Source organism: Psychromonas sp. Urea-02u-13 (assembly GCF_002835995.1).
In the GTDB taxonomy this organism is placed as follows: domain Bacteria; phylum Pseudomonadota; class Gammaproteobacteria; order Enterobacterales; family Psychromonadaceae; genus Psychromonas.
Window position 1 is genome coordinate 23,544 of the sequence record NZ_PJBZ01000077.1, and the last position, 13,175, is coordinate 36,718.

The 13,175-nt window shown below is 39.0% G+C and carries 9 protein-coding genes and 1 pseudogene; 5 read left to right on the forward strand and 5 right to left on the reverse strand.

All coding sequences use genetic code 11. The annotated features are described in order from the left end of the window. Positions 1-78: 78 nt before the first annotated feature. Positions 79-2,403 (forward strand): methyl-accepting chemotaxis protein, encoded by a 2,325-nt coding sequence (locus CXF74_RS15350; RefSeq protein ID WP_101083410.1) that lies wholly within the window; start codon positions 79-81, stop codon positions 2,401-2,403. A 299-nt stretch (positions 2,404-2,702) separates the two neighbouring features. Here the strand turns inward: CXF74_RS15350 and fghA are convergent, their stop codons facing one another. Together fghA and CXF74_RS15360 are read right to left on the reverse strand one after the other, a co-directional pair. Beyond that, complete coding sequence (fghA, locus tag CXF74_RS15355; protein ID WP_101083411.1) at positions 2,703-3,542, reverse strand: S-formylglutathione hydrolase; 840 nt, start codon at positions 3,540-3,542, stop codon at positions 2,703-2,705. Between the two features lie 270 nt (positions 3,543-3,812). Next, a complete protein-coding gene (locus CXF74_RS15360) occupies positions 3,813-4,943 on the reverse strand; it encodes an S-(hydroxymethyl)glutathione dehydrogenase/class III alcohol dehydrogenase (RefSeq protein ID WP_101083412.1) in 1,131 nt (376 codons plus the stop codon). Between the two features lie 170 nt (positions 4,944-5,113). Here CXF74_RS15360 and CXF74_RS15365 point away from each other — a divergent pair, with 170 nt between their 5' ends. From CXF74_RS15365 to CXF74_RS15380, 4 genes and pseudogenes are all read left to right on the forward strand, one after another. After that, positions 5,114-5,989 (forward strand): LysR family transcriptional regulator, encoded by an 876-nt coding sequence (locus CXF74_RS15365; RefSeq protein WP_101083413.1) that lies wholly within the window; start codon positions 5,114-5,116, stop codon positions 5,987-5,989. Positions 5,990-6,162: 173 nt separating this feature from the next. Continuing rightward, positions 6,163-8,103: pseudogene (locus CXF74_RS15370) on the forward strand (EAL domain-containing protein); the annotation flags it as partial. A gap of 111 nt (positions 8,104-8,214) precedes the next feature. Further along, positions 8,215-8,628: a CBS domain-containing protein gene (locus tag CXF74_RS22640; protein WP_232772548.1), complete on the forward strand. Its 414-nt coding sequence runs from the start codon at positions 8,215-8,217 to the stop codon at positions 8,626-8,628. A 176-nt stretch (positions 8,629-8,804) separates the two neighbouring features. Then, the gene (locus tag CXF74_RS15380) at positions 8,805-9,527 is read left to right on the forward strand and encodes a DsbA family protein (RefSeq protein WP_157822426.1); all 723 of its coding nucleotides are present in this window, start codon (positions 8,805-8,807) and stop codon (positions 9,525-9,527) included. A gap of 209 nt (positions 9,528-9,736) precedes the next feature. On the opposite strand, the gene CXF74_RS15385 is transcribed toward CXF74_RS15380, so the two are convergent. Genes CXF74_RS15385 through CXF74_RS15395 form a run of 3 tightly spaced genes read right to left on the reverse strand, consistent with a single transcriptional unit; the run spans position 9,737 to position 12,906 of the window. After that, positions 9,737-10,951, reverse strand: a complete 1,215-nt coding sequence (locus CXF74_RS15385; RefSeq protein WP_101083417.1) for a quaternary amine ABC transporter ATP-binding protein — start codon at positions 10,949-10,951, stop codon at positions 9,737-9,739. Next, positions 10,951-11,844, reverse strand: coding sequence for an ABC transporter permease (locus tag CXF74_RS15390; protein ID WP_101083418.1), 894 nt, complete (start codon positions 11,842-11,844; stop codon positions 10,951-10,953). Before CXF74_RS15390 ends, CXF74_RS15385 begins: the two co-directional genes overlap by 1 nt. Positions 11,845-11,901: 57 nt before the next feature. Beyond that, positions 11,902-12,906, reverse strand: coding sequence for an ABC transporter substrate-binding protein (locus tag CXF74_RS15395; RefSeq protein WP_101083419.1), 1,005 nt, complete (start codon positions 12,904-12,906; stop codon positions 11,902-11,904). Positions 12,907-13,175 lie beyond the last annotated feature (269 nt).

Sequence of the window (13,175 nt, forward strand, 5' to 3'; positions counted from 1 at the left end):
AAATAATACAAAAATTTGCCAATACCGTGGTACGTATCTCCTACAATTTATAAATATAACTCCCTGTAGGTAGATTTTATGAAACTCAAACAAAAAGTCGTTTTAGGCGCTGCTTCACTCGCCGCTATCCCGGTGATCATTGCTTGTATTATCATTGGTATGAAAGCAGCTGAAGACAGTAAAGTCGCCTTGCAACATGTGGCAAAAGAGCAACTTATTGCAGTACGGGAGCTTACCAAGGGGCGTATTGAAGATTACTTTGCAACAATCAATCAACAAATCTTAAACCTCTCACAAAATCAACTTACCATTGATGCCGCGGGCTCTTTTGTACTCGGTTTTAAAAACTTTAAAAAACAAACCAGTGCCGATATTGGACAATTAAAAACAGAACTGAGCCAGTATTATCAGCATGAATACCTTGGGGAATACAAAAAACGTAACAATGGCCAATCTATTGATGTATTAAATTGGTTAAACCAACTCGATGATGATTCTATTGCCCTACAACACGCGATGATTCAGAAGAATAAACATCCGCTAGGGGCTAAAAACGAGCTCACCGATATGAGTAACTATTCGAGTTACAACCGTTCACACAAAGCCTTCCATTCCAGTTTTAATTATTATTTACAGCAATTTGGCTATTACGATATTTTTATTGCTGATAGTGAATCTGGTGATATTGTTTACTCGGTATTTAAAGAGTTAGATTACACCACCTCACTCATTGATGGCCCTTATAAAAACACGGCCATTGGCGAGGTTTTCAAACAAGCTAACCAAGCAACTGATGCTAATTTTGTGGCGATTAGTGATTTCTCTCCTTATCCGCCCTCTTACCAAGATCCCGCTGCATTTATTGCCTCTCCTATTTTTGAAAATGGCAAAAAAATAGCAGTGCTTATTTTCCAAATGCCCATTGATAATATTAATGAAGTGATGACCCACCATCAAAATTGGTCGGACAGTGGATTAGGCCATTCAGGTGAAACCTATTTAGTGGCTCAGGACAAAACATTACGCTCACTGAGCCGTTTTCTAATTGAAGATAAAAACGCTTATTTACAGACATTAAAAGAAGCATCAGTAAGCAATAGTGTGATTGATAAAATCAACGCCAAAAATACCAGTATTGGATTACAACCCGCTAACTCACCTAAAATAAGCGAAGCACTTGCCGGCAATAGTGGTTTTAATATCTATTCTGATTATCGAGGTATATCGGTTTTATCTGCCTATGCCCCGGTAAAAATTCAGGGATTACAATGGATTATTTTAAGTGAAATAGATGTTAGCGAAGCTTTTGAACCCGCCGAAAAACTGACCGATAGCATTTTAAAACTATCTATTACTATTACCGCGATTCTTGTCTCAATCGGCTTAGTGGTGGGTTTTCTTTTTGCCAGTGCGACCACTAAACCGATTATTAGATTGAGTGAGGCGATCAATGATATTGAAGCAAACTCTGATTTAACCAAACGATTAGTTGTCACCTCCGATGATGAAATTGGCATGGCGGCTAATTCGCTTAACTTAATGCTCGAGAAGTTCCATACCGGTATTTTACAAGTCTCAAAGGCATCACTACAAATAGCCGAAGCCTCGGAAGAAACATCAACGATCACCAATCAAACCAGCAGCACTATTTTTGAACAAAAAAGCCAGACTCAACAAGTCGCCACCGCCATTACCCAAATGAGCGCGACCGTTCAAGAAGTGAGTATCAATATTAGTAATACCGCACAAGCAGCTGAACAAGCCAACAATGAAACAACAATAGGCCAAGCGATTGTAGAAAAAACCGTGAGTGCGATAGAAGAGCTATCTGCATATATTGAAAATGCCTCTGCGGTGATTCATCAAGTTGAACAAGACAGTGAAAATATCAACAGTGTGATGGAGGTGATTAGAAGCATTGCAGAGCAAACTAACTTACTGGCTTTAAACGCAGCCATTGAGGCAGCCAGAGCAGGCGAACAAGGTCGTGGATTTGCAGTGGTTGCAGATGAAGTGCGCACATTAGCGGGACGCACACAAAAATCAACGCAAGAGATTCATCAAATGATTGAAAAATTGCAATCGGGTGCCGTACAAGCCGTAAAAGCAATGGATGAAAGTAACGAGAAAGCACACTCAGTAACGGAACAAGCCAACAAGGCAGGCACATCATTAAGTGTGATTGCGGATGCCGTTTCTCGCATCAACGATATGAGCACACAAATTGCCAGTGCAGCAGAAGAGCAAAATTCCGTTAATGAAGATATTAATAAAAACATTGTCAGTATTAACGATATGGCAGAAGAGACAGCAACGGGCGCAGAACAAACAACAGAAGCCGCCAATAAACTGGCTCAATTAGCGGAAGAGTTAAATATGATGGTGCAAGAGTTTAAGGTTTAAAAAACAGCTATCAGAAAGTTAAAATGCAAAAACAGCTGTCGGCGATTAGCTTGCGGCGCTTAGTAAATTCAAATGTAAAAAACAGCTCACGGCGGTTAGCTTTCAGCGGTAAGTAAATTCAAATGCAAAAAAACAGCTGTCGGCGATTAGCTTTCAGCTGTTAGTAAATTCAAATGCAAAAAAACAGCTGTCGGCGATTAGCTTGCCGCTGTCAGTAAATTCAAATGTAAAAAACAGCTGTCGGCGATTAGCTTTCAGCAGTTAGTCAATTCACAAAAAACGCTGTTTAGCTTAAGTGATTAGCTTAAGTTTTTTGCGTGAAACTCAAGGTGATCATCGATAAAGCTACTGATAAAAAAGTAACTATGATCGTAACCAGCTTGCATTCTTAACATCAAATCAGCATTGTTTTTGTTGGCTGCATTGATTAATAGATCTGGTTTTAGTTGTTCTTCTAAAAACTGATCGGCTTCGCCTTGATCAACCAATATAGGTAATGAAGATCCCTCTTTGATTAATTCACAAGCGTCATAGGCACGCCAATCTTCTTGGTTTTTACCTAAGTAGTTTGAAAACGCTTTTTTACCCCAAGGGCTATTAATTGGGTTACAAATCGGGCTAAACGCAGAGATAGACTGGTAATCAGCTTGATTCTTCAAACCAATGGTTAATGCGCCATGTCCACCCATGCTATGTCCTGAAATAGACTTTTTATTAGTTACTGGGAAATGTGCTTCAATTAATGCAGGTAACTCTTGTGCAATGTAATCATACATTTGGTAATGTTTGTTCCAAGGCGCTTGTGTTGCATTAACATAAAAACCAGCCCCTAAACCAAAATCGTAAGCCGCATTTTCATCATCTGCGACATCTTCACCACGTGGGCTAGTATCAGCGGTGACAATGGCGATGCCTAATTCAGCCGCTTTTTTAAACGCGCCTGCTTTTTGCATAAAATTTTGGTCATCACAGGTTAAACCTGATAACCAATACAATACGGGTACTTTATTGTTTTCACTGGCATTTGGCGGTAAAAAAATAGCAAACTTCATCACGCTATTCACTGATTTAGCATCATGTTGGTACTGTTTATGCCAGCCACCAGCGACTTTATTTTGACTGATATTTTGTAAGTTCATCGATATTTCCTTAACAATCATCACCACGAAGCCACTGCGTTACACAGAGAACACGAAGAAAGGCAAACTTAGTGTGTTATTGCCTTCCTTTTCCTTCGTGTCTTCGTGGTAAATAGGTTTTGAATTTATTATTTAACGAAAAACAACTCACCACGACTACACTGCGTTACACAGAGAAGACGAAAAAAAGAATTGTTGAACTTATGGCTTTTTAGCCTCTAGCTTTCAGCACTCTATTCTCGTGTCTTCGTGGTTAATTATTTCATAACCTTACTTGTCGAAATGAATAACTGTACGAATACTCTTACCTTCGTGCATTAAATCAAATGCGTCATTAATTTTATCAAGACCCATTGTGTGCGTAATAAAGTCATCTAATGCGAATTCACCCGCCATGTAACGTTCAACAATTGCTGGTAATTCAGAACGACCTTTAACACCACCAAATGCACTACCACGCCATACTCGACCAGTTACTAATTGGAACGGACGTGTTGAAATTTCTTTACCTGCGCCGGCAACACCAATCACTACTGATTCGCCCCAACCTTTATGACAACATTCAAGTGCAGAACGCATAACATCAACGTTACCGATACATTCAAACGAGTACTCAACACCACCGTCAGTCATCTCAACAATCACATCTTGAATTGGTTTGTCGTAGTCTTTAGGGTTAATACAATCTGTTGCGCCTAATTTCTTAGCAAGTTCATATTTACTTTCGTTAATATCAATACCAATAATACGTTTTGCACCGGCCATTTTAGCGCCGATAATCGCAGATAAACCAATACCGCCTAAGCCAAATATTGCAATATTGTCGCCCTTTTGAACGTTAGCTGTTTTTGTTACTGCGCCCATACCTGTTGTTACGCCACAACCTAATAAACAAACTTCTTCTAGCGGTGCTTCTTTATTTACTTTTGCTAATGAAATTTCAGGAAGTACTGTGTATTCAGAGAACGTAGAACAACCCATGTAATGGTAAATTGGCTGACCGTTTTTGTAAAAACGTGTTGTACCATCTGGCATTACGCCTTTACCTTGTGTTTCACGTACTGCGCTACACAGATTAGTTTTACCTGACTTACAGAATTTACACTCGCCACATTCAGCTGTGTAAAGTGGGATAACATGGTCGCCAACTGATACGCTAGTAACGCCTTCGCCAATCTGCTCAACAACACCACCGCCTTCGTGGCCTAAAATCACTGGGAAAATACCTTCTGGATCTTCACCAGACATGGTAAATGCATCAGTATGACAAACACCCGTTGCGACGATACGTACTAATACTTCACCTTTACGAGGCAACATGACATCAACTTCTTCGATAGAAAGTGGTTGGTTTGGACCCCATGCGATAGCTGCTTTTGATTTAATAAATTTATCAGTCATTTTAATTCCTCAATGGTGGTTTACTTGTCTGTTAGACATTTGTTTAGGTGTTGATTACTCAACGATGGAAGAATTATAGTCAACAAATAAAAAGTAACAATCCTAGTAAATTGAAAAACATAATTACAAATATGTAATAATGTAAAAAAGCATCATAAATAGGAATCATCATGGATAACTGGTTAGGCATTAATGAATTTGTCGCCGTGGTAGAAACGGCAAGTTTTACCAAAGCAGCCACACAGCTCAATACCTCAGTGGCACAGGTGAGCCGTAAAGTCGCCAGCCTTGAAAAGCGTCTTGCCAGTAAATTACTGTTGCGTACAACGCGAAAAATCACAGTGACTGAAGCAGGTTTACACTATTTCCAACATTGTCAGAGCCTCGTTGAAGGGCTAAAACAAGCGGATCTCGCATTATCTGACTTATCACAAGTCCCTAAAGGTTTGTTAAAAGTTACCGCGCCTATTACTTATGGCGAACAAGTTATCTCCCCCCTGCTTAATACCTTTATGCAAAGTTACCCAGATTTGAAATTACAGTTAATATTGTCTAATCAAACCCTCGATTTAGTGCACGATAATATTGACTTAGCGATACGGGTTGGTCATTTAGAAGACTCGACTATGATGGCAAAAAAGCTGACACAACGACAATTGTACGTATGTGCCTCCCCAGCTTATATAGAACAATATGGTTTACCGTTTAGCTTATCTGAACTCGATAATCATAACTGCCTGTCTAGTAGCTCTTCGTTATGGGCCTTTAATGAACAAAAAAAAGAACGCAATATACGTATTAACGGCAATATTAGCTGTAACAGTGGTTTTGCATTATTAGATGCTGCAGTTAAAGGCATTGGTTTAGTTCAACTACCTGATTATTACGTAAAAGATGCGTTAAAAAGTGGTCAATTAATAGAGTGCCTGAGTGCTTATCGTGCGCCATTACAGGGTATTTGGGCACTTTATCCGAACAACCGATATTTAGCCGTAAAGGTATCACTACTCATTGAGTTTTTAGCGTCTCAGCTCGGATATCAGTAAGATCATAAAAATAAGTAATAAAAGAAGTTAATGAAAACTAGATGGCCCCCTTTTACATGGATCACATTTTAGTCACAAATACCTCATCAAAAGTAGTGTCTTTAATAAAGTAAGTAATACTTATCTCAACGTAGCTCGCAGTTAATTTACATTTGATAGGTGGTAAATAATATATGTTACAACTTCAACCTGAAATAAGTACTCACCTCGAAAACGTAACATTACATTGGCAATTTGATCTCAAACATGGCCTTTTTGAGTGTGATAAAGCATTAGCGCGTTTATTAAATTCAGGTCAACAAAGTTTAACGTTACCACAGTTTTTTGCAGCCTTTGATCGTCGTCGAATAGCATCATTAAAAGCACATTTTAAAGAGGTTATCGATCACCAAAAACCTTATGCAACTTCAGTATTAATCAACGTGACCGAGCAACGCTATTTCGTTAATTTGACTGTAGATTATGCACGTAACAATAAAAGCGCCCTCGTCGGTAAAATTACTTTCTTACATTCTTTCCCGAGCCTTTATGAAGAGGAAGAGCTAGTAAAAATACTCTTCAACCGTGCCAGTAATGCGATATTAATAACCGATAAAAACCACTTCATCATTAAAGTAAACGAACAATTTTTGCGTAACTCAGGACATACACAAAATGAGCTGATTGGTCAGCCAGCAAATGTTTTTAAATCTGGCCAATACAGCCAAGAATTCTATCAAAAACTTTGGCACATCGTAGACACAGAAAATTTTTGGGCTGGAGAATTGCTGGCTAAACATAAAAATGGCGAAATATTTGCTAAAGAAGTGAAAATCCAACGTATCGAGCTCTCTGAAAATAACCATTTTTATATTTCAGAGTCTAAAAAATTGGATTTTTCAACGCAATTTATCGTCGATAATCCACTCGACTTCCCCCTTAGTGCAAATACTTTACTCAATAAAACCGATATCACTAAAAGAATGCATGAGCGATTTCAACAACTCACCAAAACAGAAACCATCGTGACAGCCGCATTTTCCGTACAATTATTGCAGAAAGTCAGTGATTCAATGTTGAAATGGTTAATTTCACAACGTTTTTCAGAATCAAACTTAACCGGAAAAATAGGCCTAATTAGTGATGATACCTATATTGCTTTCTGGGTAGTTGAAAGAAATGCAGACAAAATTAATAATATATTACAGGAGGTGCAGAGCGATTTATCAGGGGGAGAACAAGCCAATGAATTAGACCTGCTTTCTATTATTAATATGGGCGTTTCCGTACTGTCAATAGATGCAAAAAGCCCACAACAATTAATTAGCCACAGTGTGCAAACACTCATTACCAGTCCCAAAAAAGAGGCATCAACGATAAACTATTTTGATCCTCGATTATCAAAACGTTTTAACAAAAGAAAAATCCTCTCTGGCTTACTCCATCGAGCTTTAAAAAATGAACAACTTGAAGTTTATTACCAACCCATAGTGGATATGAAAAACATGTCGATTGTTAAATTTGAAGCGCTGATGCGCATCACATTAGACACGGACATAAGTTACGATACACAAGAATTAATTGAAATTGCAGAGCAATATGGCTGGGTCGATAAAATTGATATGAGTGTCGCGACTATCGCATTAAGAGACTTAAAAACAATCCGTCAACATTACCGTTCAGCAGAGATTGGTATTGCTATTAACCGCTCTCTGTCTAACGATAAACTCGCTAACTGCTGCCTTTAAGATACACTGAAATTATTGACTCAATCAGATATTGACCTAAATACCGTCACTATCGAGCTCACTGAATCCGCTTTGTTCGACAACCTTGATAGACAACAAGTGTGGGTAGAAAAGTTAAGAAAATTAGGCGTGAGTGTTGCTTTAGATGACTTTGGCACTGGCTATTCATCCTTTTCATACCTTAATAAATTACCCGTCAATATTGTGAAAATAGATAAGTCATTTGTTACCGACTTAACACTTGATAGCACTGAATATTTGATGATAGAAATGTTGTGTCGCTTAACGCACAAGATGGGCGGTAAAGTCATCGCAGAAGGCGTAGAAACAGCAAGCGAATTACTTTTATTATCCCGAGCAAAAGTAGATATGTTACAAGGTTATATTTTTAGTAAACCTATCAGCCTCAATAACATCCTCAGCAGTAGTAATAGCCTAGATAAACCAGAATTATTAGCACTGTGTTATCAAGCACAACAGCCATTAGCCAGTGATGTTATGACTAAGGAGTTTGTTAGCATTTCAGCCGATGAGCGCTTATTGGAAGCCAAGGAAGCCTTCACAGAACATGCCCTTACTTATCTCGTTGCTGTCGGTAATAAACGTTGCCGAGGTGTGTTAACCCGAGCAGATTTAGACAAAGCACTCAGTCCCTACCTTGATAGTAAAAGTGAACAACAAAGAGACCTGTTAACCTTAGATAAACGTATCCATCAAGTGATGCATAAAAAGTTTTATACCTTTCAGGAGCATGCTGCGTTGTCTGAAGTTGAAACGGTATTACGAGGCCAAACCGATGCCGTGATTATCATCAATAATGATTTAGGCCACTGTTGTGGTGTTATTACAGCACAGTTGTTACTGGCTTATTACCATACGCATCAGCAGAGAGAGTGTGAGAGTGAGACTTAACACTCTGATAAAAGAGGCCTTTAAAAACGCGATTTTTTATAGGAAAACAGATCCGTCATTCACAAAACCATGATAAAGGGTCGCCATTGCGAACCGATATCATGCATAATAAGTGCCTCTTATTTCTCCCTAAAAAATACTTATACAAAACACTTATATAAAAAATGGATACTACTATGACACCTGTTGTAAAACTTAGCCTGGCTGTATTACTTGGCGCTTCAATCACCGCTTGTTCAGAGCAACCTGAAACTACCGCTGCGCCAGTAGTAAAAGAAGCCCCCGTGACTAAGCAAGTAGAAGAAAGCCACGAAGGACACGCACATAACGAGCCCGTTAAATTAACAAAAGCTGCGATTGCAACTGCTGATGATTTATTTCAACAAGATGTGCATTATCGTGTCTTAGAAGAGACATTTGTGGCAGAGCAAAATCAAGTGCATGAATTTTTCTGGTACGGCTGCCCTGCTTGTAAAGCAACAGAACCGCTAATGAAGGAATTGAAAGCAAGTAAGCACTTACAAGTTGAAATAAAAGGCTCGCTGATCAATGAGAAATGGGTATTTGATGCCATGGTTTTTGAAGCATTCAAGCACTTTAACGTATTAGAGACCGCACATTCAGCTTACTTTGAAGCGCGTCAAAATGGCTCATTAAAAGACCAAGCAAGCTTTGATCAATTTCTGGCTAAACAAGGTATTGATAGCGCTAAATTCCAAGAATACAGCCAATCAGATGAATTAAAAAAAGCACTTGATGCATCGTTTTTACTTGAAAGTAAATTGAAAAGCACCGGTGTACCGACACTCGTTGTTGGCGGTAAATACGTTATCTTAAACCGTGGTTTTAGTAATGTGGCTGATATGCAAAAAGCCATTGAATGGTTAGCTAACAAATAATCAATTAAAATTTAAAGAGACTCGAGTTGCCATTACGCGATTCTCGGGTCTCTTTTCAATCAAAAAAACTAGGATTGTTAAATACTTTTATAAAAGAAAGATGCCGATATTAATTTATATCGACACTCGTCTTATCTAGATATATTAAAAGAAGCAATACAGTAAATATCAAAGAGAGTGCATTTTAGAGCGTAAACATAATCACCTACCTAGCTATTTTCGCTACTAGATTGATCACTTAACACTTCAGCAAGTGTTGAACGACATAAATGCCCTTCTACCTCCCCCTCTGCATTTAAGACCGGTAATGGATGAGTATTATCAAGCATCTCTGGAATGACAGTTTCGATTAACGCATCACTTTGCACTGCGGGGACGTCTTCGAGTAAAGAAGCATTAATACCCTTGCTGTAATCATTCTTTTCAATGCCTTCTAATGTCTCTTGAGTGATCACACCGCGGTAACCTTGATCATTAATCACATAACCATAATCTTGTTTTGATTTGCGCATTTGTATCACCGCTTCACCAATCGTTTCACTGGAGATACGGCAGATTTGTGGCTGCATAACCGTTTCAACAGTTAAAGCGCGCGCACGGTTAACATCTTTAACAAACGCCTCAACATAATCATCGACGGGGTTAAGTAGAATATCTACGGGCTCACCTTGTTGCACTAAAATACCATCACGTAAAATAGCAATTTTATCGCCAATACGTAATGCTTCATCAAGATCGTGGGTAATAAAGACAATGGTTTTGTGCAGTTTATCTTGTAACTCAATGAGTTGATCTTGCATCTCACTACGAATCAAAGGATCAAGTGCAGAAAACGCTTCATCCATTAGCAAAATATCCGCGTCAGTACACAGTGCTCGCGCGAGGCCAACACGTTGTTGCTGTCCGCCTGAAAGCTGTGCAGGATATTGATTTGCATATCCTGCCAGCCCCACTGTTTCTAACCATTCTTGCCCATGTAATTCGCGCTCTTTTTTCTTAATGCCCTGTACTTGTAAGCCATAGGTAATATTCTGTAAAACAGTACGATGTGGCATCAAGCCAAAACGCTGAAATACCATAGACATTTTATTACGACGAAAATCCTGTAACTCTTTTTCGCTAAGTTTCATGACATCACAACCGGCGATTTCAATTTCACCAGCAGTAGGTTCAATTAAACGATTAAAATGACGGATAAGTGTCGATTTACCTGAACCAGAGAGACCCATTATCACGAATATTTCACCGGGATAAATATCCAAATTAATATCTGCCAAACCCACTGTATGGCCGGTTTCAGCTAAAATAGCCTCTTTTGATTTACCCGCTTTAACTTGCTCCAACACCTTTTTTTCGTTCTTACCAAAAACCTTATATAGTTTTTTAATGCGTATCAAAGGTACTTTATTTTCAGTAGTACTCATTATTCATGACCTCCAAAATTCTGCAGTGTACGTTTAGCATAACTCTGCGAGATACGATCAAAAATAATCGCCAGCGCCACAATGGCCAAACCATTCAATAAACCTAAGGTGAAATACTGATTAGTAATAGACTTTAAAACCGGTTGACCTAACCCTTTAACACCTATCATTGAGGCGATGACCACCATTGCTAATGACATCATAATCGTCTGATTAATACCGGCCATAATATTGGGCATTGCCAAAGGAATCTGCACACCAAATAATCGTTGCATCGGACTCGCGCCATAAGCTGTTGCGGCTTCTAACACTTCTTTATCAACTAAACGAATCCCTAAATTGGTTAAACGAATAACAGGTGGAATAGCATAGATAATCACCGCAATCACACCGGGGATTTTACCAATACCAAGTAACATCACCACGGGAATCAAATACACAAAGGCAGGCATCGTTTGCATGATATCGAGGATTGGGGTGACGATAGATTGCACACGATTAGAGCGCGCCATAGAAACGCCAATGGGTACACCGAAGGTAATAGCGAGCATAGTCGAAACCAAAATAATGCTCATCGTGCGCATAGTATTATCCCACATACCAAAAAAACCAATCAGGAAAAAGGCAACGATTACACCAAGGGTAAGCTTCCAAGAGCGACTCGCCACATAGGCAAAAATAGCTAATGCGGCAATCACTAACCACCACGGGCTATTGAGTAATAATTTTTCAAACCAAATAAGAAAGCTCAGTAGAGGGTCAAAAAAAGCTTCAATGCTATCACCGTATTCACGTGAAAAACTGCGATAAGCACCATCCAGTGTTTTTCTGATATCTAAGAGTTGGTGGCGATCAAGCTGCGGAATTTCCGAAAGCCATGACTTGTCTGACATTTTATTTATTTCCTTATATAAAAAAGCCCAGATAATCTGGGCTATTAGCATCGTTAATTATAATTCTGACAAGGCTTTCTTTATTTTCTGTGCGGTTGTGGCATCAACCCATTTAGACCAGGTTGTTTCATAATTCACTAAAAAATGCTCAACGGCATACTCGCCATCTGCTTGCTGGTCTTCCATCCAAGCTAATAAGTCGTTCATTTGTGCATTACCAAATGAGCGAGCCTGCAAATAAAGCATTGCTTCAGGTGCTCTTTTAGCAAAGCTTTCTGTAACCACCGAATCTACCGCCGAAGGTGGGTACATAGTCGGTTTTGGTGTTAGGCAATCATTTTGAGTAATACATTCTTTATAATGTTTTTCATCGATACCCGAGCCAAAATCAACCTTAACCATTTTGTATTTACCTAATACAGAGGTCGGTGCCCAGTAATAACCAAACCATGCTTCTTTACGTTCATACGCTTTAGCAATTGAACCAGAAAGACCCGCACCAGAGCCTGGATCTAACAAATCGAAACCTGATTTCTCAAGCTCTAATGCATTAAATAGCTGACTTGAAGAAATTTGACAGTTCCAACCCGCAGGACAGCCCATAAAACCTGATTTACTTGGGTCTTCAGGATGCTTAAATAGTTTTGCATTAGCTTTAATACCCGCAATGGTTGCCAGTGTAGGGTCTTTATCTACCATATAAGCAGGTACCCAAAAACCTTCCTCCCCTCCATCTTCAAGCGTTTTACCCGCATAACGAATACGCCCTTCTTTTACACCTTTGTCTAATGCCTCTTTCATTGAGTTGCTCCAAAACTCAGGCGCAATATCGGGTTGCCCCTTTTCAATCATTGAAGCACCCGTCGGCATTGTATCTCCCGGTACAAGTTCAGCATCACAGTCAAAACCATGCTCGAGAATAAAGCGATCAATATTGGCTATGAGGCTAGCAGAATTCCAGTTCATATCAGCAATGGTGACTTTGCCACATTCACTGGCAGTCGCTGGCACCGTAAATGAAGCACAAGCAAGTAACACTGTAGATGTAATGAGGTTACGCATATTAATATCCTTATTTATTAAAGTAATTGAACTGTTTTTCATATCTAGTCAATGATTATAGGCAATTATTTTTTATGCAGGGAACTTGCTCCGGGGTTTTGATACTTCTAATTAAACGAAAAGGAATTTTTATGATCTTGATTGAAAAATAGGTAGGTAATTTCGCAAGAAATGAATAATTAGAAAAAATTGAAATGTAGCGTAATTAGTATCGACCTAGCAAAGAATATATTCCTAATTTGTGTGCTAGATGAAATGCGCCAAGTTCT